Origin of the sequence: Nostoc mirabile CHAB5784 (assembly GCF_020829645.1) — a bacterium.
In the GTDB taxonomy this organism is placed as follows: Bacteria; Cyanobacteriota; Cyanobacteriia; order Cyanobacteriales; family Nostocaceae; genus Nostoc; species Nostoc mirabile.
Map to the genome: position 1 here is coordinate 45,027 of NZ_JAIVFS010000036.1, position 25,670 is coordinate 70,696.

At 43.1% G+C, this 25,670-nt stretch carries 16 protein-coding genes and 2 pseudogenes; 8 read left to right on the plus strand and 10 right to left on the minus strand.

Annotated elements, in window-relative coordinates:
* Window positions 1-66: 66 nt before the first annotated feature.
* Together LC653_RS22030 and LC653_RS22035 are read left to right on the plus strand one after the other, a co-directional pair.
* The gene (locus LC653_RS22030) at window positions 67-6,663 is read left to right on the plus strand and encodes a HAMP domain-containing protein (RefSeq protein WP_229496904.1); all 6,597 of its coding nucleotides are present in this window, start codon (window positions 67-69) and stop codon (window positions 6,661-6,663) included.
* Between the two features lie 323 nt (window positions 6,664-6,986).
* Window positions 6,987-7,232: pseudogene (locus LC653_RS22035) on the plus strand (SDR family NAD(P)-dependent oxidoreductase); the annotation flags it as partial.
* 202 nt (window positions 7,233-7,434) lie between these two features.
* Here the strand turns inward: LC653_RS22035 and LC653_RS22040 are convergent.
* Window positions 7,435-7,656 (minus strand): hypothetical protein, encoded by a 222-nt coding sequence (locus LC653_RS22040; protein ID WP_229496905.1) that lies wholly within the window; start codon window positions 7,654-7,656, stop codon window positions 7,435-7,437.
* A gap of 636 nt (window positions 7,657-8,292) precedes the next feature.
* Between LC653_RS22040 and LC653_RS22045 the strand changes: the two genes are divergently transcribed.
* Window positions 8,293-10,632, plus strand: a complete 2,340-nt coding sequence (locus LC653_RS22045) for a monovalent cation:proton antiporter family protein (protein WP_229496906.1) — start codon at window positions 8,293-8,295, stop codon at window positions 10,630-10,632.
* A 378-nt stretch (window positions 10,633-11,010) separates the two neighbouring features.
* Here LC653_RS22045 and LC653_RS22050 read toward each other — a convergent pair whose 3' ends face one another.
* The 4 genes from LC653_RS22050 to LC653_RS22065 all read right to left on the minus strand — a co-directional run bounded on the left by LC653_RS22050 (window position 11,011) and on the right by LC653_RS22065 (window position 14,661).
* The gene (locus tag LC653_RS22050; protein WP_229496907.1) at window positions 11,011-12,795 is read right to left on the minus strand and encodes a diguanylate cyclase domain-containing protein; all 1,785 of its coding nucleotides are present in this window, start codon (window positions 12,793-12,795) and stop codon (window positions 11,011-11,013) included.
* A gap of 9 nt (window positions 12,796-12,804) precedes the next feature.
* Window positions 12,805-13,785 carry an ABC transporter substrate-binding protein gene (locus tag LC653_RS22055; protein WP_229496908.1) on the minus strand — a complete coding sequence of 327 codons (981 nt, stop codon included), beginning with the start codon at window positions 13,783-13,785 and terminating at the stop codon, window positions 12,805-12,807.
* Between the two features lie 67 nt (window positions 13,786-13,852).
* Window positions 13,853-14,074 (minus strand): hypothetical protein, encoded by a 222-nt coding sequence (locus LC653_RS22060; RefSeq protein ID WP_229496909.1) that lies wholly within the window; start codon window positions 14,072-14,074, stop codon window positions 13,853-13,855.
* Window positions 14,075-14,442: 368 nt separating this feature from the next.
* Entirely contained in the window at window positions 14,443-14,661 is a 219-nt protein-coding gene (locus LC653_RS22065) for an Hfq-related RNA-binding protein (protein WP_229496910.1), read from the minus strand.
* A gap of 69 nt (window positions 14,662-14,730) precedes the next feature.
* On the opposite strand from LC653_RS22065, the gene dapF reads away from it, so the two are divergent.
* On the plus strand, window positions 14,731-15,570 hold the full coding sequence (gene dapF, locus LC653_RS22070) for a diaminopimelate epimerase (protein ID WP_229496911.1): 840 nt from the start codon (window positions 14,731-14,733) through the stop codon (window positions 15,568-15,570).
* Here dapF and LC653_RS22075 read toward each other — a convergent pair.
* Both LC653_RS22075 and ada read right to left on the minus strand, forming a co-directional pair.
* Window positions 15,554-16,234, minus strand: coding sequence for a DNA-3-methyladenine glycosylase family protein (locus LC653_RS22075; RefSeq protein WP_229496912.1), 681 nt, complete (start codon window positions 16,232-16,234; stop codon window positions 15,554-15,556). The genes dapF and LC653_RS22075 overlap by 17 nt on opposite strands.
* Window positions 16,235-16,250: 16 nt before the next feature.
* Complete coding sequence (gene ada, locus LC653_RS22080; RefSeq protein ID WP_229496913.1) at window positions 16,251-17,657, minus strand: bifunctional DNA-binding transcriptional regulator/O6-methylguanine-DNA methyltransferase Ada; 1,407 nt, start codon at window positions 17,655-17,657, stop codon at window positions 16,251-16,253.
* Window positions 17,658-17,832: 175 nt separating this feature from the next.
* Between ada and LC653_RS22085 the strand changes: the two genes are divergently transcribed.
* Window positions 17,833-18,345 carry a GNAT family N-acetyltransferase gene (locus LC653_RS22085; protein WP_229496914.1) on the plus strand — a complete coding sequence of 171 codons (513 nt, stop codon included), beginning with the start codon at window positions 17,833-17,835 and terminating at the stop codon, window positions 18,343-18,345.
* Between the two features lie 311 nt (window positions 18,346-18,656).
* On the opposite strand, the gene LC653_RS22090 is transcribed toward LC653_RS22085, so the two are convergent.
* Window positions 18,657-19,244, minus strand: a complete 588-nt coding sequence (locus LC653_RS22090; protein WP_229496915.1) for a Uma2 family endonuclease — start codon at window positions 19,242-19,244, stop codon at window positions 18,657-18,659.
* A gap of 490 nt (window positions 19,245-19,734) precedes the next feature.
* Here LC653_RS22090 and LC653_RS46305 point away from each other — a divergent pair, with 490 nt between their 5' ends.
* From LC653_RS46305 to LC653_RS22100, 3 genes are all read left to right on the plus strand, one after another.
* Entirely contained in the window at window positions 19,735-19,866 is a 132-nt protein-coding gene (locus LC653_RS46305; RefSeq protein WP_267923148.1) for a hypothetical protein, read from the plus strand.
* Window positions 19,867-19,919: 53 nt separating this feature from the next.
* On the plus strand, window positions 19,920-22,520 hold the full coding sequence (locus LC653_RS22095; protein WP_229496916.1) for a PAS domain S-box protein: 2,601 nt from the start codon (window positions 19,920-19,922) through the stop codon (window positions 22,518-22,520).
* 63 nt (window positions 22,521-22,583) lie between these two features.
* Entirely contained in the window at window positions 22,584-24,347 is a 1,764-nt protein-coding gene (locus tag LC653_RS22100; RefSeq protein ID WP_229496917.1) for a PAS domain-containing sensor histidine kinase, read from the plus strand.
* Between the two features lie 383 nt (window positions 24,348-24,730).
* Here LC653_RS22100 and LC653_RS22105 read toward each other — a convergent pair whose 3' ends face one another.
* Together LC653_RS22105 and LC653_RS48300 are read right to left on the minus strand one after the other, a co-directional pair.
* Window positions 24,731-25,300, minus strand: coding sequence for a Uma2 family endonuclease (locus LC653_RS22105; protein WP_229496918.1), 570 nt, complete (start codon window positions 25,298-25,300; stop codon window positions 24,731-24,733).
* A gap of 72 nt (window positions 25,301-25,372) precedes the next feature.
* Window positions 25,373-25,537: pseudogene (locus LC653_RS48300) on the minus strand (helix-turn-helix domain-containing protein); the annotation flags it as partial.
* Between the last annotated feature and the right edge of the window lie 133 nt (window positions 25,538-25,670).

Genomic DNA, 25,670 nt, shown 5'->3' on the forward strand with positions numbered 1-25,670 from the left:
TCTCACTAGGTACGGGCTGCAAAAAATACAAAAAATTCCTCAAGAATCAAGATTAAGGATAAGGCTATGGCAACCGAACAGTTAACTAGAGACAGCGATAATCTAGATTTAAATCAGCTACTAAGAACGCTGAATGCTGTTAAACAGGGTGACTTCTCGGCTCGGATGCCTATAGACCATACTGGTGTAGCTGGGAAGATAGCTGATACGCTTAATGATATTATTGATCAAAATGAGCGGATGGCGGCAGAACTACAACGGATTGGTAACGTTGTCGGCAAAGAAGGCAAAATTGCCGATCGCGCCTCTCTCGGAGATGTTCGTGGTTCCTGGTCAGATTGTGTTACTTCTGTCAATAGTCTAATTACAGATTTAGTTCAACCAACAGCTGAAACTACTCGGGTAATTCGGTCAGTCGCTAATGGTGACTTATCGCAAACGATCGCAACAGAAATTGATGGCAGACCCCTCCAAGGTGAGTTTCTCCAAACTGCTAATATCGTCAACACGATGGTGGATCGGCTTGGTTCCTTTGCATCGGAAGTAACAAGAGTTGCCCGTGAGGTGGGAACCGAAGGTAAGTTGGGCGTTCAAGCCGAAGTGCAAGGTGTTGCTGGCACTTGGAAGGATTTGACTGATAACGTTAACTTGATGGCGGGTAATCTCACCGGACAAGTTCGCAACATTGCCGAAGTTGCCACTGCGATCGCTAACGGTGACTTATCCAAAAAAATTACTGTCGATGTCAAAGGCGAAATTCTGGAGTTGAAAAACACCGTCAACACGATGGTGGATCAGCTTAATTCTTTTGCATCGGAAGTAACGCGAGTTGCGCGTGAGGTGGGAACTGAAGGGAAGTTGGGCGTACAAGCAGAAGTTAAAGGAGTGGCAGGTACTTGGAAAGATTTAACCGACAACGTTAATTTGATGGCAGGGAATTTGACAGCCCAAGTCCGTAACATTGCGGAAGTAACAACGGCGGTAGCGAATGGCGACTTATCGAAAAAAATCACTGTGGATGTCAAAGGCGAAATTTTAGAGTTGAAAAACACCGTCAACATCATGGTGGATCAACTTAATTCCTTTGCATCGGAAGTAACAAGAGTTGCGCGTGAGGTGGGTGCTGAAGGAAAATTAGGTGGTCAAGCAGAAGTTCGCGGGGTAGCGGGTACGTGGAAAGACCTTACCGACAGCGTAAACTTTATGGCGGGAAGCTTGACGGCACAAGTGCGGAATATTGCGGAAGTGACAACGGCGGTTGCAAATGGCGATTTATCCAAGAAAATCACTGTTGATGTAAAAGGTGAAATTCTGGAGTTAAAAAACACCATCAACACAATGGTGGATCAGCTTAATTCCTTTGCATCGGAAGTCACAAGAGTTGCGCGGGAGGTGGGAACTGAAGGTAAGTTAGGCGTACAAGCAGAAGTCCGGGGAGTAGCGGGGACTTGGAAAGATTTAACTGATAACGTTAACTTAATGGCGGGTAATCTCACCGGACAGGTGCGAAATATTGCCGAAGTTGCGACTGCGATCGCAAATGGTGATCTATCTAAAAAAATCACCGTCGATGTCAGAGGTGAAATTTTTGAACTCAAGAATACCATCAATATAATGGTGGATCAACTCAGTTCCTTTGCAAGTGAAGTTACAAGGGTTGCTCGTGAAGTGGGCAGTGAAGGTAAACTGGGTGTGCAAGCCGATGTGCGCGGCGTGGCTGGCACTTGGAAAGATTTAACCGATAGCGTAAACTTCATGGCAGGAAGTTTAACGGCACAGGTGCGGAATATTGCCGAAGTGACTACGGCGGTTGCAACAGGCGACTTATCCAAGAAAATCACCGTCGATGTCAAAGGTGAAATTCTGGAACTCAAAAACACCATTAACACAATGGTGGATCAACTCAATTCCTTTGCTAGTGAAGTGACGCGGGTTGCCCGTGAGGTGGGAAGTGAAGGGAAGTTGGGTGTGCAAGCAGAAGTGCGCGGCGTGGCTGGCACTTGGAAAGACTTAACCGACAGCGTGAACTTCATGGCGGGAAGCTTAACGGCGCAGGTGCGGAATATTGCCGAAGTAACTACGGCGGTTGCAACAGGCGACTTATCTAAGAAAATTACCGTTGATGTCAAAGGTGAAATTCTGGAGTTGAAAAATACCATCAATACAATGGTGGATCAACTCAGTTCCTTTGCAAGTGAAGTGACGCGAGTTGCGCGTGAGGTGGGAACTGAAGGTAAATTGGGTGTACAAGCAGAAGTGAAAGACGTTGCTGGGACTTGGAAAGATTTAACTGACAGCGTGAACTTCATGGCGGGAAGCTTGACGGCACAGGTGCGGAACATTGCCGAAGTGACAACTGCGATCGCCAATGGTGACTTATCCAAAAAAATTACTGTTGCTGTCAAAGGCGAAATTCTGGAACTCAAGAATACCATCAATATAATGGTGGATCAACTTAATTCATTTGCAAGTGAAGTAACGCGGGTGGCGCGGGAAGTGGGAAGCGAAGGGAAACTAGGCGTACAAGCAGATGTGCGCGGCGTAGCTGGCACTTGGAAAGACTTAACCGACAGCGTGAACTTCATGGCGGGAAGTTTAACGGCACAGGTGCGGAATATTGCCGCAGTCACCACCGCCGTAGCTAATGGCGACTTATCTAAGAAAATCTCCGTTGATGTCAAAGGTGAAATTTTAGAGTTGAAAAACACCGTTAACACAATGGTGGATCAACTCAATTCCTTTGCATCGGAAGTAACGCGAGTTGCCCGTGAGGTGGGAACTGAAGGGAAGCTGGGTGTACAAGCAGAAGTTAAAGGTGTAGCCGGAACTTGGAAAGATTTAACTGACAGTGTAAACTTCATGGCGGGAAGTTTAACAGCACAGGTGCGAAACATTGCCGAAGTTACCACAGCCGTCGCAAATGGCGACTTATCCAAGAAAATCACCGTCGATGTGAAAGGTGAAATTCAGGAACTTAAAAACACCATTAATACAATGGTGGATCAGCTAAATTCTTTTGCATCAGAAGTTACAAGAGTTGCCCGTGAAGTGGGAACGGAAGGTAAACTTGGTGTACAAGCTTACGTCAGAGGAGTTGCTGGGACTTGGAAAGATTTAACAGATAACGTTAACTCAATGGCGGGGAACCTCACCGGACAAGTTCGCAACATCGCGGAAGTGACAAAAGCGGTAGCGAATGGCGACCTTTCTAAGAAAATTACCGTCGATGCCAGAGGCGAAATTTTAGACTTGAAGAACACCACCAACACAATGGTGGATCAACTCAGTTCCTTTGCATCAGAAGTAACGCGGGTGGCGCGGGAAGTGGGAACTGAAGGGAAGTTAGGCGGACAAGCGCAAGTCCAAGGTGTTGCAGGGACTTGGAAAGATTTAACAGATAACGTTAACTCGATGGCGGGGAACTTAACGGCGCAAGTGCGTGGTATCGCCAGAGTTGTAACGGCGGTTGCTAACGGAGACTTGAAACGGAAACTGATGTTAGATGCTAAGGGAGAAATTGAAACCTTGGCAGAGACAATCAACGAGATGATTGATACTCTAGCGACATTTGCCAATCAGGTAACTACAGTAGCGCGGGAAGTGGGAATCGAAGGGAAGTTGGGCGGACAAGCTAGAGTCCCTGGCGCGGCTGGAACTTGGAAAGATTTGACAGATAATGTAAATGAACTTGCTGCTACACTGACAACTCAGTTAAGAGCGATCGCAGAAGTTGCCACAGCTGTAACTAAAGGTGATTTAACTCGTTCAATTGCTGTCGAAGCACTAGGGGAAGTAGCGATACTCAAAGACAACATCAACCAGATGATTGCTAATCTGCGGGAGACAACGCAGAAAAACACCGAACAAGATTGGTTGAAAACTAACCTAGCCAAGTTTACCCGAATGCTCCAAGGGCAGCGAGACTTAGAAACCGTATCTAAACTAATTCTCTCAGAACTAGCACCCTTGGTAGGAGCGCAACACGGTGTATTCTTCCTGATGGAGTCTGGGGAAAATATACCATATTTGAAATTAATTAGTAGCTACGCTTACCGCGAACGCAGACATTTGGCTAACCGTTTCTACTTGGGTGAAGGTTTGGTGGGACAATGCGCTTTAGAAAAAGAGCGAATACTGTTAACCGACGTACCAAGTGATTATGTCAGAATTGCCTCTGGTTTAGGAGAAGCAACTCCACTTAATGCCGTGGTGTTACCTGTACTTTTTGAAGGCCAGGTGACAGCAGTCATAGAATTAGCTTCATTCCGTCGGTTTAGCGAAATTCATCTGACCTTCTTCGACCAACTTACCGAAAGTATAGCGATCGTCCTCAACACGATCGCAGCATCCATGCGAACTGAAGAATTACTCAAGCAGTCGCAATCTTTGGCTGAAGAACTCCAAACCCAGCAAGATGAACTCCGGGAAACCAACAAGCGTTTAGAACAACAAGCCCAATCACTCAAAACCTCGGAAGATTTACTCAAAGGACAACAAGAGGAGTTGCAACAAACCAACGCTGAGTTAGAAGAAAAAGCAGAGTTGTTGGCGATGCAAAAGCAAGAAGTCGAGCGCAAAAATCGAGAAATTGAACAAGCAAGACTCTCTTTAGAAGATAAGGCTGAACAACTCGCCCTTTCTTCAAAATACAAATCAGAGTTTCTCGCCAACATGTCCCATGAACTGCGGACACCGCTAAACAGCTTGTTGATTTTAGCGAAGTTGTTGTCAGATAACATTGATCACAACCTCAGTGCCAAGCAAGTCGAATACAGCCAAACAATTTACTCAGCAGGTAATGATTTGTTGGCGTTAATCAATGACATTCTGGATCTCGCCAAAATTGAATCTGGAACTATGTCGATTGACATGACCCAAATGCCATTGACAGAATTGGGCGAACAGATTGAGCGCACCTTCCGACAAATCGCTCAAAGCAAAGGACTTGCTTTCACAATTGAATTGACTCCCGAATTGCCCACAACCATCTATACAGATGTCAAACGCTTACAACAAGTGTTAAAAAATCTCCTCTCCAATGCTTTTAAATTTACAGAAAAAGGGGAAGTACGCTTACAGATTGCGGTGGCGAAGCAAGGGTGGAGCAACGACCAAGTAACTTTAAATCGCGCCCAAAATGTCATCGCCTTCTCAGTCAGCGATACAGGTATTGGCATTGCGCCCGACAAGCAGAAAGTGATTTTCGAGGCATTTCAGCAAGCCGATGGCTCTACCAGTCGCAGATACGGCGGTACTGGATTGGGCTTATCAATTAGCCGCGAAATCGCCCGTCTCTTTGGCGGCGAAATTAAACTAATCAGTCAACCCGGTCAAGGTAGCACCTTTACATTCTACTTCCCACAATTGAGTCCAGAGTCACGAGTTCCGAGTCCTGAGTCTACATTAAAACCATTCAGTACAGACGCGATTAATCGTGTCTCTACCCATTACCCACTCCTAAATGACGATCGCACTACTATTGAAAGAGGCGATCGCGTGTTACTAATTGTTGAGGATGACGTTAATTTTGCGCGTATCCTGCTAGATATGGCTCAACAGCACGGATTCAAGGTGATCACTGCTCAAACAGGCAGTACAGGTTTGATGCTAGCGCAGCAATTCCTGCCTTCAGCCATTTTGCTAGATATCAGGTTGCCAGAAATGGATGGTTGGACTGTATTAGATCGTCTGAAGCATGACCCAAATACGCGTCACATTCCTGTACATATCATGAGCGTTGAGGAAGGGAGACAGCGCGGTTTGCAACTAGGAGCGATCGCATATCTGCAAAAGCCCTTAACCAGCGAGACAATATCCGAGGCGTTGGCCAAAATTAAAGGTTTTGTTGAGCGCCAGGTGAAAAATTTGTTAGTAGTCGAAGACGACGACACTCAACGGCTGAGTATTGTTGAGTTGATTGGCAACAGCGATGTTTCTACCACTGCTGTGGACACTGGTGCAGCAGCTTTAGAAGCTATTCGCTCACAGCATTTTGATTGCCTCGTTCTCGATTTAGGGCTACCCGACATGACCGGGTTTGAACTGATCGAGCAGATAAAGCTTCTACCTCACGGCAAAACTTTACCAATCATTGTCTACACAGGTAGAGAAATTAGCAAAGCTCAAGAAACGGAACTCAGACGAATTGCCGAAACAATCATCATTAAAGATGTGCGATCGCCCGAACGTCTCCTCGATGAAACAGCATTATTTTTACACCGAGTCCAAGCAAATTTACCAGCACCCAAGCGACAAATACTTGAACAACTGCATTCCATAGACTACTTACTCGCTGGCAAAAAAGCGCTAATTGTAGACGACGATATGCGTAATATCTTTGCGCTGACAAGTATGCTGGAGCGTTATCAAATACAGGTTTTATATGCTGAAAACGGCAGCGAGGGAATTACCTTGTTGGAAACTACACCAGATGTTGATGTCGTTTTAATGGACGTAATGATGCCAGAAATGGATGGTTACGAAACAACACGCTTAATCCGCCAAAACGAGCAATTTAAATCTTTGCCGATTATTGCCCTGACCGCTAAAGCCATGCAAGGCGATCGTGAGAAGTGTATTGAAGCAGGCGCATCAGACTACATTACCAAACCCGTAGATACTGAACAACTGCTTTCACTATTGCGCGTTTGGCTATACCGTTAAAATAATTCGTAATTCGTAATTCGTAATTCGTAATTCGTAATACTTCGGCTACGCTCAGTACAAGTTCGTAATTCGTAATTCAGTTTTGCAACGGTGATTTAGACCCCGCCACAAAACTTGCTACTTTTTGAAGCAGGGGACTTAAACCCACAGAATTGGTTAACCAAAGAGAAAAGCGATTATGAAACACCTTGAGGGTAAAGTGGCGTTGGTAATACCATTTCACGAAAACAATGAAACAGATACAAACCCTAAAACGCAGACTAAGTAAGACTTTCTTAATTACGAATTACGAACTACGAATTACGAATTGGTGTAGCCACATCGCTGCACTTGCTGGTGAGCCAAATGTCATGCGCCGTACAGGACGTGTACAGATTGTTGCCGAACTAGCCAAGCAATATGGAATTGTAGATGAAAATGGCGATTGCCCCGCGTCGCTACGTTCTCTGCGTTTTGTGCTGCCGGCTGCATTACCTGTACTGAGAAAGTACTCATGGCTCATACCCGATATTAAAGTGCCGTGGTCACTACTGCTACTGGGGGCACTTGGTTCGCCTAAAATTTAATGAGCATAGGACATCGGGCATAGGGCAGGGATACTCATTAATGAGTCTTTGATACTCGTTCATCCACCTTTGATACTCATTAATCAATACGGTTCGATTAACGTTTGAATATTTTGAAGATCCCCCCAACCCCCCTTAAAAAGGGGAGCTTCTAACCCTCTTTTACCCCCTTTTTAAGGGGGTCGCCGTAGGCGGGGGGATCTTAACCGAACCGTATTGACTCATTAATGAGTCTTTGATACTCGTTCATCCACCTTTGATACTCATTAATGAGTCTTTGATACTCGTTCATCCACCTTTGATACTCATTAATGAGTCTTTGATACTCGTTCATCCACCTTTGATACTCATTAATGAGTCTTTGATACTCGTTCATCCACCTTTGATACCTCGTGAATGATATCATGTCCGCCAAATTACCCATAATAAAAGAACCCCACCCCGCCAAAGCTGTGCTTTGTCTCCCCTCCCCGCTTGCGGGGAGGGGTTCTTCGGGTTTAATAAGTAATCAAGCGGACATAATATAGGACTAGTATTTGATTTTTGAAATGCACGTAGTGGACTGTCTACGCAAAATAGTGCATTAGACGTAGGTTGGGTGGAGCGGAGCGCAACCCAACATATATCAGGATGTTGGCAATGGCTTAGCCTCCACCCAACCTACAATTTTTTTGCAATCATTAAAGCCTAGACAGTCCATTACAAGACTACCGAGATTTTTTCAGAAATCAAATATGATTCCTATATGAGTCTTAAATACTCGTTCATCCACCTTTAATACTCGTGAACAACCATAAAAACTTCGGCGTTGCATATTTGCGGGATGATTTTGCTAGTTTTGTGGGATGGGCATCTTGCCCGTCCCTTGTATTTCAGGGCGGGCGAGACGCCCACCCTACAAGAATCATCCCTTGATTCAGCAACGCCAAAACTTCACTTGCCCCCATCCTCAATGCCCAATATGCAAATTCTGTCGCCTCTTCACCAAACAAGCTGCTTGAGATCGTAAAACTTTGTATGCTGAATTAATAGGTCTTAATTAATAGTTCTTTTAAAACTGGTGCAAGAAGATTTTAGGCTAATTGTTGATTTAGTTTTAGTTTTAGGCGTTGCCGCCTGCGGTGGACTGTTGGCGGCACTTTTGCGACAACCCGTGCTGCTAGGGTATCTCATTGGCGGGATGATCGTTGGCCCAGCCGGACTGGGATTAATTAAAGAAGTTATTCAAGTAGAGACTCTGGCACAGTTCGGCGTTGCCTTTTTGTTATTCGCCTTGGGTGTGGAATTTTCCTTTGGGGAACTTAAGAAAGTAAAAGCGATCGCTCTTGGCGGAGGTGGACTCCAGATTGCTCTGACAATTTTAGTAACAGTTGTGGTATGCGGGTTAACCGGAGCCTGGGGAGCCTTACCTGCTAAGGGGATGTTTTTGGGGTGTATTCTATCCTTGTCTTCCACAGCAGTTGTCCTCAAATGCTTGATGGAGCGCAATGAAACAGAAACGCCTCACGGGCAAGTGATGCTAGGGATTTTGGTAGTACAGGACTTGGCACTGGGACTGATGTTAGCAGTCTTACCAGCCCTTAACCAACCCGCAGAAACTATTGGCATCGCTGTGCTGACAGCGCTGTTGTGGATTGCTTTATTCGCTGCTGGTGCAATAGCTGCGGGGATTTGGCTGATACCGCCTTTGTTACGACTGTTAGCCCGTACCGAAAGCCGAGAACTATTTTTATTAGGGGTTGTAGCTCTATGCTTGGGCATTGCTCTGTTGACAGAGCATTTGGGGCTGTCAATTGAGATGGGGGCATTTGTCGCCGGTTTGATGATTTCTGAGGTGGAGTACGCCGATCAAACCTTGACTTATGTCGAACCACTGCGAGATATCTTTGCCAGTTTATTTTTTGCCGCCATTGGCATGTTAATTGACCCAGTGTTTTTGTGGAACAACTTAGAATTGATTTTGGGGTTGGTAGCACTAGTTTTTGTAGGTAAATTTTTGATTATCACGCCCCTAGTAAAGCTGTTTGGCTACCCTTTGAAAACAGCGATAATCGTCGGTTTGGGACTGGCACAAATTGGGGAATTTTCCTTTGTTCTCGCTAGTGAAGGGCAAACTTTGGGGTTAGTCTCCCGACAAATATACTTATTAATTTTGGGAACCACCGCAGTCACTCTCATGCTTACTCCCTTTGTCCTGCGGTTAGTGCCATTTTTATTTAACTTTGCCGAATCAATGCCTTGGTTGAAACCGTATTTAGAAGAAGAAGAGGCGCGGGATGTGTCGGAAGATTTGCCTTTCAAAGACCATCTGGTAGTCTGTGGTTATGGGCGAGTCGGCAAAAATTTAGTGAAGTTGTTGCTGCAACACGACATACCTGTGGTAGTAATCGACCAATCAGAGAGTAGAATTCAGCAGTTGCGTGAGGCTGGGGTGTCTTATGTTTATGGCAATTGCGTGAGTTTACATGTTCTAGAAACCGCCGGGGTGAATCATGCCAAAGGAATGGCGATCGCACTTCCAGACCCCATGAGTACCCGTCTTTGCTTGAAACGCGCTTTGGAATTGCGCCCAGAATTAGATTTGGTTGTCCGTGCTACCCAGGATAAAAATATTGAAGTGCTGTATCAATTGGGAGCGAAAGAAGTTGTGCAACCAGAGTTTGAAGCCAGCTTAGAAATGGCAACTCATTTATTAACTAGCTTAGGCTTGTTGTCGCCAGATATCGTCCAACGGGAAATGCAGCAAATCCGCAACGATCATTATTTAGATTTTCGCCCAGAGCGTTCTGCTATTGAAGTTGCTCGTGATTTGCGCCAAGCAACTCGCGATCTAAATCAGCGCTGGTATCCTCTACCATCTGCTTCGCCCTTAATTGGCATGAGCATAGAAGAAGCAGATATGCGCTACTTAACAGGAGCGAGTTTGATGGCAATTCGCCGCGCTAACGGCGATGAAATCGATTATCCCAATAATCAAACCAAATTGGAAAAAGGCGATCGCCTGTTGGTAGTAGGAGCAGATGAAGAACTGGCGGCTTTGGCAGAATTCGCTAAAGGACAAGCTGCTGTTCCCGGAGAAAATAGTGCTTGTCAGTGGGTTACAGTGAATGCAGATACGCCAACGTTAGGTAAAACCCTTGCAGATTTAGATATCGGCAAGCAATATGGAGTACAAGTACAGGCGATCCGGCGCGATGGCAAGTTTATCCGCTATCCTGATGGCGGTATGGACTTGCGAGTTGGCGACCAAGTATTATTATGTGGGGGTTTGACAGGTTTAAGTCAACTACAACAGTTATTTGCGATCGCCACTTTAGTACCCCTTTCTATTCCAGTGGTGAAAGCTGCCTCAGCAGAAGCGCTCAAAGAGTTTCTGCCTGCCGATAGTGTGACTGATTAAGTTTTAAGACTGTTGCGCTATATCTACACCTATATATCCATTGGTGTCAACTTAACGTAAAAGCTATGTCTCGCAAGGAACTGAAGTTCCTTGCTAATAGCAAAAGTAATCTAAAGATTACTAAATATACTTAAAAATCTTTAGTCTACTTCAGTAGACAATACGCTTGGGTTAAGGATAATCGTAGGTTGGGTGGAACTTAAGTGTTACCCAACAAACCCGCGAAAATGTTGGGTTTCGTTCCTCCACCCAACCTACGCAGTTTATGGTTTTTGGCGCTAACTGAACTGTATTGCTTCAGAACTTTAGTTCTAGGCGGGTGAGTCAAGCCTTCAGTTAAACTATTTCTAGGCTTAAGTTGACACCAATGCTATATATCTAATGAGTACAATAGCGATCGCGCCCCTTTTCCTTAGCATTGTACAGTGCTTTATCGGCTAAAGCGATGAGTCTATCTGGCTTGATGTCGTAAGTGGGTATGACACAAGTAATACCCAAACTAAGGGTAACGATATCCTTGACATCAGACCGTGCATGGGGGATGGCCTGAGCGTGGATTGCTTGTTGAATATTTTGTGCTACTTTGATTGATCCCGCTAAGTCAGTATTGGGGAGGAGTACCGAAAATTCTTCTCCACCGTAACGCGCCACGAGATCAGTAGGACGATAAACTGTCTGTTGCACTGTTTGCGCTATTCTGATTAGACAATCATCGCCTCCAAGATGACCATAGTAGTCATTGTAAGATTTGAATTTATCAACATCTAATAAAATCAGTGACAGGGGTTGTTGCTCTCGTGCAAGGCGTTTCCATTCTGCTTGCAGTTGTCCATCGAAGCAGCGACGGTTAGCCACCTGAGTCAAACCATCTAGATTTACCAGTTTTTCTAGTTTCTGATTTGCATCTTCTGCTTTTTGTTTAGCAATTACTAACTCTGCTGTTCTCTCCTGTACCCCTTGTTCCAAAGTTTCAAAAGATGTTTGTAACTGAAGTGCCATGTTGTTAAACGATTTTGCCAGTTGACCTATTTCGTCTTTTGAGCTAATTTTGGCGCGGATATCTAAGTTACCTGTGGTAAACTGGAAAACTATATTGGTAAGAGAAATTATTGGCTTTGTTAGCAGTTGCCCAATGGTAAAAGCGATGATTGTCACGACTCCAGCGATAAATGCAAATAGAAATATTGCGTGACGAGTTTGCTTTTCTACAGGTGCTAGGGCAACAGCAAGAGGCTGTGCAAATAACACAGACCAAGGTTTATATTTTAAACGAGCGATCGCAATCAGATTAACTTGATTATTTATTGCTGACAAAGATGCAATTAAATAGGATTGTTTATTATCCAATGCTTGCTTAAGTTTTGACTCATTAGTTGCTAATTCTTTGACAGGATAATTAGACAAACGCCCTTCCCGTTGCAGTTGATTTACAACATCGTCAGGCAGAGGCACAATTGATTTAAAAAGCAGTTCTGATGCAGTGCTATGTGCTAAATAAATATTATTTTCATCTAAAAGAATAGCAAATGATTTTGCCCCAGCCCGTTCAGTTTGTCGAGTTACTAACTGCTGGACAACAGTAGCATTGTATGAAACACGCAATACACCTAATATATCTCCCTTGGCATTACGAACCGGACTGCTAAAAAAGAGGGTAACAAGGTCAGGAATTGTTGGCGATCGCTTCATACTAGAAACAAAGGAAAACCCAGTTTCTAGCGGGTTTTTAAAATAATCTTGAACTGATTCATCTTTGCCAATGTTCGCTGTATTTGTATCCAATACATTTTTCCCGTTTAAGTCGAGCAAAGAGTATGAGAGAACATTGAGCATATCTTTGCGACTAAGACGGATTAATGTTTCTGTCGCCAATTGCTTTTCGGGGCTGTCATCTCGCTGTTTTGGAGTTAGGCTGAGGTAGCGTGCCAAACCTGGTAAAATCGCCTCTACACGCACGGCATTGAGATTTCCATCAATAAACGCATCTATTCTGTTAGCAGTTTCGTTAGCCGCCGCAGATAGGGCTTGTTTCGCGTTGTCAGTTAGTGCTTTTTCAGTTGTCTGTTTGTTGATAAATGCCAATAACAGCAACGGAACCAAAGCAACAACGAGAAACGAGGCGATCAACTTTGTACGGATGCTGCCCAAAAGATAGTGCTGCATGGATTTAAACTAGGAAGGAGGGTTCAAGAAGGAAGAATTGAACAAACTTTTTAGCTCAGGAATCCGATTCATGTTTCCAGAGCGAATAAAAAAGTCTGCATATATCTTGGCAGTTTTGTAGATAGAGTTAGGGTTGCTAGATTGAAAGAATTTTTGATTTTCACCTAAATCAGTTAGGTTTACTCCCTCCAGAGAGATTGTATTGCTAGGAATTTTTAACGCTTTGCTGATGATAGCGTTTCCTTCCTGAACATTTGCTTTCCAGTAAGTCGCGGCTTGCAGCCATCCTCGCACAAATGCACGAATGTCTTCGGGGCGATCGCGGATTGTATCATTGCGAAAGATAATCAAATCTAAAATCAAGCCAGGGGTTTTTTTGCTGGTAAATAGGATATGTCCCCCTAATTTCATAGCTTCAGAAAGATGGGGTTCCCAAGTGTGTCCGGCTTGAAGAGTATTATTTTTCAGGCGTTGAGGAATTTCTGAAGCCTCTAATTTAACCAAGTTCACATCATCGCTGGTTAAGTTAGCAGTTTTCAACATTTCAGTCACGAAAACTTCGCTAAAACCGCCTAGATTTGCACCCAGCTTTTTCCATTTCAAGTCAGCGATGGTTTTAATTTGTGGTTGGGCGACTACTACATCTGCTCCTGTTGATTCATCTATAACGATCACGCCTTGTATATCTGGATTTGTGGCACTCAAGATTATAAAACTTCCCAAAGATGATATAATACCGTCATACTTACCCGCACTGAAATTTGCTTGTTCCAATTGGGCGTATTGTTTATAAATTAGTTCCACATCTACCCCTTGAGCCTTGAAGAACCCTTTTTCTTGAGCAATGATGCCTGGATACTCGCCAACAAAAGATGTAAATTCCACTTTCAAGGGAGGGCGTTTTAATTCGGTCGGTGCCCAAGCATGACAAGCAAATAGCAAACAGGTGATAATGAGAAAAATGCTAACATATCTGAGAAGTTTAAACATAGAATATTTGATATTTTTTACTCCTTGCTAAATCAAATATTCAACTAAATCAATTAATTGCTAAATTTTAAATATATGGACAATTTTTGTGAAAAATAACTTTTAAAAATTCTGTTTTAGAAATTATTCTAATTAATCCTATAGCAAGATTAGTATTTGCTTCTAAAGCAGCCTCATAGAATTGATTAATCTCTTCTTGAGACATATAAATTAGCTTATCAGATGTTAAAGAATTTTCTTCTGTATATTCAAAATTTGAAGAATTATTTTCAGCAAATATATTTGACATCTAGATGATTGCCAGTGTATAAAATGCTATAAATTACAAAATTTTTACGTAGAAAGTTATCACACCCGGCTGAAAGAACGATCGCTGTCTCTTCTTGTAAAACACTCGCCGTTAAAGCGATCGCAGCCCTAGCATTGCCCTTGATAGTAATTTAACAGGTGGGGATGGAGGTAGATTGCTGAGAGCGGTATTAGCGCTACCCAGCAATATAGCAGTTCTCACGAATGGTGCAATACAGTCTAAACCTCACCCCGTATTTGATGGGTGCAAACACTCCCCTCTCCAAAGCATCAAAGAGGGGTTGGGGGTGAGGTTTAAAAATTTACTTCATGCAAATGAGAACTGCTATAAAAGGCAATTTTCATCTCCTAACTTGTTTTCGGCTTGATGTATGCGATCGCTTGTTTCCAAACGGTGATTTGCTGACTGTTTTCATCCGCAATACAGATACACTGTGGATCTTGCCATACAACCTTTCCTGTGAGTACATCCTGAGTCAGCAGCTTTAACTCTACTGGCGTTGTTTGTTTAATCAGGTTTTGGACTTGTCTAATACTAGGCAAAGTGGTGTCAAATTCGGTAAGCATTTTTAGTAAAGATGAACCTACAAGGCAAAATAAAGAGTAACTAATCCTTGATAATTCATCCTTGAAGAAATGGCAATCGAATTTACTAAGTATCATGGTCTAGGCAACGACTTTATTCTGATTGACAATCGCTCGTCATCTTTGCCTGTAGTGACTCCAGAGCAAGCCATCAAGTTGTGCGATCGCCACTTTGGCATCGGTGCTGATGGTGTAATTTTTGCCCTACCTGGAGAAAATGGCACGGACTACACCATGCGGATTTTTAATTCTGATGGTTCAGAACCAGAAATGTGTGGCAATGGCATTCGCTGTTTAGCTGGCTTTCTGGCTGATTTAGAAGGCGAATCCCGGAATCAAGACTCATATCGCATTCATACTTTGGGTGGTGTGATGACTCCCCAACTCATATCTAATGGTCTAGTTAAAGTAGACATGGGTTTACCCAGATTACTCGCTAGCGAAATTCCGACTAATCTTGCACCCGATAAAGAAAAAGTAATTTCTCAGCCGTTAGAGGTGGCGGGGCAAACTTGGGAAGTCACCTGTGTAAATATGGGAAATCCCCACTGCATTACCTTTGTGGAAGATGTCGCAGCAATTGAGCTAGAAAGTATCGGCCCAAAATTTGAGCATCATCCAGTTTTTCCGCAACGCATAAATACCGAATTTATTCAAGTGGTGCGTCGTGACTATTTGAAAATGCGGGTATGGGAGCGGGGTGCTGGGATTACATTAGCTTGCGGGACTGGTGCTTGTGCTTCTTTAGTAGCTGGAGTGTTAACTGGGAAATGCGATCGCGCCGCCACTGTAGAATTACCAGGTGGCCCCTTACAAATTGAATGGTCAGAAGTAGACCAACGGGTTTACATGACTGGGCCGGCCAAGAAGGTATTCATTGGGAAACTGTAACCGACTTACTATTGGCATTACTCAAGTAGTAGTGCCATAGAAGTCTTGCAGCAATGGCTCGCCACGGTCGCCAGTGCTGTGTCATTGCTTCTAGTTGTACTGGTGTTGGACGCGTCGCCAAGTTTTTGAGTTTTTGGAAAGCGATCGCGATCGCTAAATCGCCTTTAGGAAAGACATCAGGACGTTGCAGCGCCATGAGCAAATAAATATCAACTGTCCAGTCTCCTATACCTTTGAGACGCTTTAACTCAGTTCTGATAGCAGTGTCGTCCATTTTCTCCAAGTTGGTTAGGTCAAGCTGACCACTGACAATTGCATCTGCTAACCCACGACAATAAAGAATTTTTTGCCGACTAAATCCAATCGCTTTTAATTGAACATCATCCAACGTCAGAAAATTTTCTGGCGTTAGCGTTACAACAACCCCACATAGACGTGTAAATATAGCCCTTGCAGCCGCTAAAGAAACTTGCTGTTCCAGAATTATGCACAGAAGTGTTGCAAAACCAACTTCTCTTTGCCACATAGGTGGAGGCCCCAGTGTCTCTAAAATACGAGCCAAATCGCTGTCAAGATTGGCAAGCACCATCAAACCACGGGTCAGACTTTCTTGAGTTAGCGATTCAAGTTTAAATGCTTGTGCGCTTGTTTCTTCTAATGTCATCTTTAATAAATTGCGATCAACAAAAGGACTGGGGAGGAAAGATTATTATTTCGACTTCAGAACTCGGAACTTCGACTTCAGAACTCGGAACTTCGACCTCAGAACTCGGAACTTGAGCTTCAGAACTCGGAACTTCGACTTCAGAACTCGAAACTTGAGCTTCAGAACTCCAAACTTGAGCTTCAGAACTCCAAACTTCGACTTCAGAACTCGAAACTTGAGCTTCAGAACTCCAAACTTCGACTTCAGAACTCGAAACTTGAGCTTCAGAACTCAAAACTTCGACTTCAGAACTCGAAACTTGAGCTTCAGAACTCAAAACTTCGAGTTTAGAACTTCCTATTCCCCAGTCCTGCGCGCAGCGCTCTGACTCTTGTATAAGCAGTTTTTGTTTGCGCTCAATTCCCCAGTGATAACCACCCAGACTGCCATCACTTCGTAGTACACGGTGACACGGTACAATTAGCGCTGTTGGATTAGCTCCACAAGCATTTCCCACTGCACGAACTGCGTGCGGCTTGCCAACAGCATGGGCGATATCAGTATAGGTGCGCGTTTGGCCATAGGGAATTTTTTGTAATGCTTGCCATACCTGTTGTTGAAATGCTGTTCCACGGACATCAAGTGGCAAATTGAGATGTGCCTCGCCTCCCGCAATAAAGCCAAGGATTGCTTGTATCCATTCTTTGTGTGTGTGGTCATCACGCACGATGTCCGCTTGGTGAAATTCTTGGTTCAAGATATGTTCAAGCTTGTCTGCTTCATCACCTAGTTTAACGGCACAGATACCCTTCTCTGTTGTTGCCACAAGCAAATATCCTAGTAGACATGGAGCGATTGCATAAACAATACTCATTGTCTTTCCAGCTTGTTGGTAAGTCTTTGGTGTCATTCCCAGTTGTTTAGGTGCTTTCTCATACAGTTGGCTACTTGAACCATATCCCGTGTCGTAAACTGCATGAGCAATTTCCTCGCCTGACTGAAGACGCTGCTTCAATCGTTGGCTACGCAGCGCATCTGCATATTGAAAAGGCGATACGCCAATTATTTGCTTGAATACCTTTTGCAGATAACTGGGACTCATTCCCACTTGAGAGCATAATTCTGAGAGGGTTGGGATGCGATCGCCTTGTGCTTCAATGTATCGACATGCTGCTAAAACTTTGGATTTAGCTGTATTTGGAACTGTTTCAAATTGTGGCTGACAGCGCTTACAAGGTCGAAAACCTGCAATTTCAGCCTCTTGTGCCGACTGGAAGAAACAAACTTGATTGCGGTTCGGTTTGCGACTAGGGCAAATAGGTCGGCAATAAATGCCTGTAGAGTGAACACCGTAGAAAAACTTGCCGTCAATTGTGGGATCTCGATTCAGAACTGCTTGCCAAAGAGTTTCTTCCAAGACTGGTGTTTGTTGTAATTGCATTAATGCTTCCTTCAATATATTTTTTATTAAAGAATTAATTTGCTTTCATCACCCTACCGTCAATGACAACTAGATCCGCAAAGATGAGCGTGATGCTGGTAAATGTTCACCGAAGATAAACGTAACCGTTCACAATAACGAATAAAGTGATGATAATACGTCGTTGAGTGAGATCATGCACAGTTTAAGTCTACGCAAAACACAAGAAGCTGATCTCGATTATGTTCTACAAGCCGAGTATGATGACGATAATCGACAGTACATCACTCCTTGGTCATATCAACAGCATCTTCAAGCGATCGCTGATTCTGATATTGCTCATCTGATTGTGCAAACAGAAACAAAAATTGGCTACGTTATTTTGGCTGGACTGCTTAATTTAAATCAGAGTATTGAGTTTCGTCGCATTGTCATCACACAGAAGGGGCAAGGTTATGGCAAAGACACTGTTGAAATGATTAAGAAATTGGTGTTTGAGACATACAAAGCACATCGGTTATGGCTAGATGTTAAAGAGCAAAATCATCGTGCTCAGGCTGTCTACAAAGGTGCTGGTTTTGTTGTCGAAGGAAAGCTACGCGAATGTCTAAAATCAGAAAATGGTTATGATTCCCTGATTATTATGTCAGTTTTACGACCTGAATATGAAAGACTGGCTAGTGAGGCAAATGGTAGGTTTTCCTCCTAACCTCTGCGGCTCTACTGAGCCTTCGCCGAACGTCCTCCTGCCTTTCTTGATAAAAAAGACCGAGCATCGCCATAATACAGAAACTATCCACTCCCAAAAACCTATTATTAATTTCTCCATGTTAGTAAATCTATTCATGTTCTAAGTGAGAATAGATTAGCTGTATCGAGAAACTACTTTCTATCTGATTGTTGCGATCAAAGTTGATTATCTCAGTTTTTTAATGTACAAACTCGTGAGCGCAGATCCCCGACTTCATAAAAGTTGTCGGGGTTATGGTTTATTATGAATGATTCAGGGTAGGAAATTACTCACCAAATTTCCGCCAAATCTAAAATAAATCCTGGCAAAACATCTTCTCCCCATAGAGTTTTAGGACTTTGTAAAATCTCAACTTTTCGATTGGGACGATAAATTTCTACCTGTTGCTGTCCTCTATTAATTAACCAGCCTAATCTGGCGCCATTCTCCATATATTCCCTCATTTTGGCTCGTGTTTTTTCTAAGGAATCACTTGGAGACATTAACTCAACTACAAAATCGGGACACAAAGGAGCAAATCTTTCTTTTTCTGCTTCGCTTAAAGCATTCCACCGTTCCATTTTCACCCAGGAAGCATCTGGAGAACGCTCTGCACCGTTGGGAAGTTTGAAACCACCAGAAGAGTCAAAGGATTTCCCTAGCTTATTTTGACGACTCCAAGCTCTTAATTGATAAGTTAAATCGGCATTACGGTCACTAGTACTACTCCCCGTAGGTGGCATAATAATTAATTCCCCTGAAGCTGTCCGCTCAAACTTTAAGTCTCGATTATTTTGGCAAAGCTGAAAAAATTGCTCGTCAGTCAAGTCGATATTTAATTTGAGGGTAGGAGGTAAACTGACGGTGGTATTATTCATGTTATCAGTTTGGGTGGAAGCAATATCTCTATTCTAGTAGTCTGTCAATTCAACGATGCTAGGTAAATAAGTTTGTAGTAAGGACTTTAGTCCTTATATTAAACACAAAGCGTGCTTACTAAGTACCAAGCTTTCGTTAGCTTGATGGACTAATATAGCAATCCTGAATCAAACGCGCAGAAACAAGATCCCCGACTTCGTAAAAGTTGTCGGGGATCTGCGGGTTGCAATTCTCAAAGGCTTGGGCTGGAACTTCTCCCTTTGGGAAAAGGGGAGACGCCAAGTGGAGCATCTGGCGTGTGGGGTGTAATGACTATGGAATCATAACTAAATTACCCGAACATGATATAAGGGACTTCCAAGAAATAAATTATCCAAATAAACGAACCACAGAGGCACAGAGAACACAGAGGAATAAGGAGGAGAGAGTTTTTTCGCCAGTTTTTTGAGTATTTTTTTATTTGGAAGTCCCTAACTCAGCACTCCTGAAATGATTCTCCCCCTGGCAAATCGTTCACCCGATTGGGGGAATGCGATCGCCTCACCAGGAACTACTCTGAAAGAAGGTGCAGTTTTGATTCTGTTAGCGATTATGCCTACAGAATCAAAACTGTTAAATTAGTTATTCTGGCTTTTAATTGTACATCAATAGCTTGTGTATCAAAGGGTCAAAGAGTGGATGAAACCGTTGTCAAATCGCTGTATACACCAAATTGCCAGCAAGACGCTATTAACTTGCTCTCAAAATTTGCTGTCAATTTACCAGGAATGATTTTCCAAGTTCTGCAACAGCAGGATGGTTCTGTGTTAGTCCTTTATGTTAGTTCTGGTTGTGAATATTTGTATGAATTAGAACCAGAAGCTATACAGAAAGACTTTCGGGTGATATACAAACTGATTCATCCACAGGATATAAAAGCTTTTGCAGAATCTATAGCTTTTTGTACTACAAATATTACACCTTGGCATTGGGAAGGTCGCATCATTACGCCTAGTGGGAAACTTAAATGGATTCAAGCTACTTCGCAACCGGAACGACAAGAATCAGGCGATTTGCTTTGGAATGGCTTGGTCATGGATATTACAGACCGAAAACAAGCCCAAGAAAAATTGCTTGAGAGTGAGGCGCGCTATAAAGCAGTTTTGGATGCTATCCCCGATTTAATGTTTCGCATTAGCCGTGATAGCGAGTATCTAGATTTGAAAAGTGAGGGAGCAAATGTCATTCTTTCGAGAGAAGAAATAGTTGGAAAACATGTGCAGGAGTTATTGCCTAGTGATGTTGCCACAATTAGCCTGGAAGCGATCGCTAAAACTTTAGATTCTGGAACTTTGCAAACTTGCGAATATCAACTACCAACGCCTTTGGGAGTCAAAGATTATGAGGCGCGGTTGGTAGTGAGTGGTCAAGATGAGGTAGTAGCAATTGTCCGAGACATCACAGAACGCAAACAGGCAGAAGTCGCCTTACAAAATCTTGCCCAAAAATTTGCTAAAGCTTTTAGTTGCAGCCCCGATTCAATAACTATCAGTACACTCCAAGAAGGTCGCTTCATCGAAGTTAACGACAGTTTTGTGAAACTTTCAGGTTATGAGCGAGATGAGGCGATTGGTAAAACTTCTTTTGAGTTAAATCTTTGGGTACATGATCGCGATCGCCTGAATTTGTTACAGGAGTTGCAAGCCACAGGAGTTGTTCGCAACTTAGAATTTGAATTTCGGCAAAAGTCTGGCAAGATAATTACAACGCTGCTTTCAGCCGAAATCATTGATTTAGATGGTCTGCCTTCGATTTTAGCAGTCCATCACGACATTACAGAACGCAAGCAGGTAGAAGCGCAATTACGTCTATCAGCAGAACGCGATCGCTTGTTGGCAGAAACCTTAGTCCGAATTCGGTCTTCGCTTAAGTTAGAGGAAGTTCTTCAAACCACCGTGACGGAAGTCAGGCAATTTCTGCAAGCAGATCGGGTTTTTATTGGTTTAAATAATACCAAATTAGGAGTCAAAACTCTTGCAGAATCAGTAGCTCCCAAGTATCCATCAGTCACAGGATGGTCTACTAATGATGAAGCTTATCTACAAGAATTGAGAAACTTACTCAAAGATAATGTTGTGGGTGTCATTGAAGATATAAGGCAAGTAATATTATCTCCCAAAGTCAAAGCGCACTTTCAAAAATTCCAAACGAAGGCGACTTTAACTGTACCAATTATGCTAGGTAATGAATTATTTGGGGCGTTAATTGCCAATCAATGTTCAGGGCCGCGTCATTGGCAACCAATAGAAATTGATTTGTTACAGCAGATGTCAGAACAGGTAGCGATCGCCATTCAGCAAAGCCAGATATACCAAAAACTCGCAGAACTTAACACTAATTTAGAACACCAGGTACAAGAACGAACAGCACAATTGCAGCAAAAAATGCAAGAAGTTGAAGAATTGCATCGGGTAAAAGATGTTGTTTTGCACACAGTTGCTCACGATTTACGAACTTCGGTGATGGGTAACTTGATGGTGTTAAAGAATTTGTTAAATCAGGGAGTGGGTACAGACGCGATTAATCGCGTCTGTACTGGGGAAGAAGCAGGGGAGCACTTAGCTGGGGGCAAGGGGGAGAATAAAAAATTACCTCTTTCCCCTCTGCTTCCTGCTAAGTGCTCCTCTGCCCCTTCCCAATCCCAAATTCCAGTATCTCGCTCGATAATTGAGCGGATGATTCAAGGCAACGATCGCCAACTGACGATGATTAACTCATTGCTAGAAATTAATTCTTGTGAAAAACAAGGTATTGACATCAAACCCGAACCTGTGGATTTTAACACCCTACTGGGAGCAATTTTCACCCAGTTGGAACCCACACTGGCACAAAATCAAGCAACTCTGAAGAACTTGGTTCCCGCCGATTTACCGTTAGTAATGGCAGATGCAACTCGGTTGGAGAAAGTTTTAGTACATTTGATAACACATAGCTTGCAAAATAATCCACCAGGATTAAATTTTATTCTAAGTGCCAGCGTTGAAGGCGGAATGATTCGCACTCAGATTCAAGATGACGGTGTGGTAATGAGTAAACTAGAGTGCGATCGCCTTTTCGATCTGCATGTCCGCGATCCCCAAGATTGTTGTTCCACAAGCATTGGCTTAAAAACGTATCTTTGTCGGAAAGTTATTAAAGCACATGGCGGTGAAATCGGTGTTACTAGTAACCGCAAGCGTGGGTTAACTTTCTGGTTTACACTACCTTTAGCAACATCTGCAACAAATCGCCCATAAATCACCAAAAAATGAGAGGGTGTTATTTATGGCAATGTTGAGTTAGGGAAACACCCTCAAGGTATGGGCAAAGTTGCTCGGATGCTAATGGCTACTCCGTTTACAACAGTGCAAAGGTGGTGCAGACAAACCTTTTCTGCACCAACAAGAGATGAAACCACTACTCTTTACAGAGATTGGCGTAACCGTTTTTTGTGGCAGAGATTGGGTTTATGGTTATGGCTGGCGCTGATGTGTCTGTTGTCTTTTACTTTGCGAGACATTTACGGCTTGTTTTTTCCTTTTGCAGAGTTGCAGCAGCTGCCAGAAGTGCTTAGAACTCAGCGCCTTGTAATTAATATTGCAATGTTGCTGAATACACTAATCTGCCTTGCTTTACATAAAACTAAGTTAGGTCGTCATCGTCCAGATTTATTATTTTTGGGGTCTTCTTGGTCAATTAGTCTGGCATCGCAGCTATTTGCAACGATCAGAGGTTTCGCGCTACCTGATACCATCGGTTGGTCGCTGCTATTCTTGAGCCAAGCTGTGTTGATGCCTGTCTGCTGGATTCTTCACTTGCTGACTCAAGTGATTGTGCTAACTTACTATTTTGGTGTGAATACTGCACTTGGGCTAAAAACACCAATCCCCGACCATCCAGAAATATATAATATAACGTTCATTTTATACATTTTTTGGTTTTGTGCTATATGTGATATCGGTGTTTATCTGTACGATCGCCTGCAACGTTCTGAATTTTACGCCCGTCAAGAACTGGAATCTGCCTACCAAAAACTCAAGGTTGCAGAAGCTAAATATCGCAGCATTTTTGAAAACGCCGTTGAAGGGATTTTTCAAAGCAGTCCCGATGGACGTTACATTACAGCAAATCCGGCTTTAGCACGCATCTATGGCTACTCTTTAGCGGAGGAAGTGACAGCAAATTCTACTGTTATTGAACAATTGTACGTTGATCCGAACCGCCGCGCAGAATTTGTCCGCCTGATGGAAAAGTATGGCAGCGTTTCCGAGTTTGAGTCCCAAATTTATCGCCGAGACGGAAGTATTGTCTGGATTTCGGAAAAAGCCTACGCAGTGCGTGACGAACATCTTAAATTGCTTTACTACGAAGGTTTGATTGAAGATATTACCCAACGCAAACAAACTGAAGAAGAACTACGAGTATTTTTCCATGCAGTTTCCCACGACTTACGTAACCCAGTGCTGGGTACTTTAATGGTGCTGAAAAATTTGCTTGCACGTCCAGAAGAGAATATTTCGATTTCACGCTCAATTTTAGAGCGGATGATTCAAAGTAGCGATCGCCAACTTAATTTAATTAATTCGTTGATGGAAGCTCATGTCGGCGAGGTGCAAGGTGTTGTTTTACAGCGTAAAACCGTACAATTACTGACAGTTGTCGAAGCTGCGATCGCAGATTTAGAACCATTGTTAGAGCAAAATCAAGCCAAGCTCACAAATCTAGTATCCGCAGATTTGCCATTAGTGAATGCAGATCCCACGCAACTATGGCGAGTTTTTTCTAACCTAATTGTCAATGCGCTTAAACATAATGCCCCTGGTTTGCTGCTGACAATTAACGCTACCCATGAGGGTGAGATAATTTATTGTACTGTTAGTGATAATGGTGTGGGAATTAGTCAACAACAAAGCGATCGGCTTTTTGACCTTTACTTTCGGGGTGCAAGTATCCGCAATTCTGTAAGTTTGGGATTGGGCTTGTATTTATCTAAGCAAATCATCAATGCTCACGGCGGCGAAATTGGTGTGGATAGTGCATTGGATGCAGGGGCAACATTTTGGTTTACATTACCTATTAGCTAGTACCGCAAGGCGGAAGTCAAAAGTTAAAAGTCACACATGCTTTAATTTTGGACTTTCTGGCTGTAATCAAATGGTAGGTTTATTTCCGCCGACCTGTACTAGTACCTAATATCAAGTTCGGATAATTACCCATAATAAAAGAACCCCACCCCCAACCCCTAAGAGCCTGCGGGGAACTCGGGGCCCCCTCTGGGGATTAGGGGCAGGGAGACAAAGCACAGCTTTGGCTCTTTGGGGTTCTTCGGGTTTAATAAGTAATCAAGCGGACATGATATAAAGCCTGCAAAGTTGCCAATTGAGCTTCTGTTAACATAATTATATCTTCAAGCTAACTCGGTCATATTTACTAGTATAGTGAGTTAAAAATGAACTCAAATTTGCTATTATTCAGGGAAAAATAAACCAATAAAACAACAAAATCCGGGTAAAACTGGCGATGTTATTTCATCATCACCTAGCAAAGTAGCAACTAAAACCAACTGTGCTTTTTCTCGCCGATAAACTTCAACTTGTTTAGTAAAGCGATCAACAATCCAATACTCACGCACGCCTTGAACTGAATAAAGTTTCAGTTTTGCTTCTTTATCTCGAAATTCGTTTTGTTTACCAGGGGATAAAACCTCTACTACCAACTCTGGTGCGCCTGTCAAATGTCCCGCATCATCTTCAATTTGCGCCAGTCGTTCTCGACTTACCCAAACTACATCCGGTATGACGCTATCTGCTTGCGAAAAAATCACTCCTGGAGCCACAATTGCTTCCCCTAAACCACTCGAATCTGACCAAACATCGAGTTGTCGGAATATTTTGCCACAAACTTGTTGATGACGACGGTGAGGAGTGCGAGTCACAAAGAGTTCTCCATTAATAATTTCATAGCGCGTCCACTCATTTTCGGGTAGAACCTCTAAATCGTGAATTGTCCAGCGTACTCCCTCAATGGCTTGGTTCATGATTGTTCCCTTTTGGCTCGTTGCCTTTGTTTGTTTGATTTTATCTAATTGAAAGGTGTTTATGTCGATGGCTTACAACTGGGAACCAATTTGTTTTATGTAGTCGTGTTCAGAACTTAACTTATCCGCAATTACTGCGTAGGTGTGTCCTAACCAACTTTCCCAAAAGACTACAGATTGCACATCATTGAGATTTTGCCCATATTGCGTAGAGCATAAAAGTGTATCAATTAGTTTTAAGTTTTCATGAGAACATTACGCAAAATTTACAATTATTTTCAGAAAATACTCACTTTTTCTCACCGACAGGGCAATCGGGAGTAGGTTATTAATATAGTTAAACAACAGGCTTAATTCTTTACCTGTAAAT

Excerpts from the sequence above, each read along its gene's own strand:
- LC653_RS22030 (WP_229496904.1), top strand. The coding sequence starts at position 67 with ATGGCAACCGAACAGTTAACTAGAGACAGCGATAATCTAGATTTAAAT.
- LC653_RS22040 (WP_229496905.1), bottom strand. The coding sequence starts at position 7,656 with ATGGGTAATTTGGCGGACATGATATCATTCACGAGGTATCAAAGGTGG.
- LC653_RS22050 (WP_229496907.1), bottom strand. The coding sequence starts at position 12,795 with ATGCAGCACTATCTTTTGGGCAGCATCCGTACAAAGTTGATCGCCTCG.
- LC653_RS22055 (WP_229496908.1), bottom strand. The coding sequence starts at position 13,785 with ATGTTTAAACTTCTCAGATATGTTAGCATTTTTCTCATTATCACCTGT.
- LC653_RS22060 (WP_229496909.1), bottom strand. The coding sequence starts at position 14,074 with ATGTCAAATATATTTGCTGAAAATAATTCTTCAAATTTTGAATATACA.
- LC653_RS22065 (WP_229496910.1), bottom strand. The coding sequence starts at position 14,661 with ATGCTTACCGAATTTGACACCACTTTGCCTAGTATTAGACAAGTCCAA.
- dapF (WP_229496911.1), top strand. The coding sequence starts at position 14,731 with ATGGCAATCGAATTTACTAAGTATCATGGTCTAGGCAACGACTTTATT.
- LC653_RS22075 (WP_229496912.1), bottom strand. The coding sequence starts at position 16,234 with ATGACATTAGAAGAAACAAGCGCACAAGCATTTAAACTTGAATCGCTA.
- ada (WP_229496913.1), bottom strand. The coding sequence starts at position 17,657 with ATGCAATTACAACAAACACCAGTCTTGGAAGAAACTCTTTGGCAAGCA.
- LC653_RS22085 (WP_229496914.1), top strand. The coding sequence starts at position 17,833 with ATGCACAGTTTAAGTCTACGCAAAACACAAGAAGCTGATCTCGATTAT.
- LC653_RS22090 (WP_229496915.1), bottom strand. The coding sequence starts at position 19,244 with ATGAATAATACCACCGTCAGTTTACCTCCTACCCTCAAATTAAATATC.
- LC653_RS46305 (WP_267923148.1), top strand. The coding sequence starts at position 19,735 with ATGATTCTCCCCCTGGCAAATCGTTCACCCGATTGGGGGAATGCGATC.
- LC653_RS22100 (WP_229496917.1), top strand. The coding sequence starts at position 22,584 with ATGGGCAAAGTTGCTCGGATGCTAATGGCTACTCCGTTTACAACAGTG.
- LC653_RS22105 (WP_229496918.1), bottom strand. The coding sequence starts at position 25,300 with ATGAACCAAGCCATTGAGGGAGTACGCTGGACAATTCACGATTTAGAG.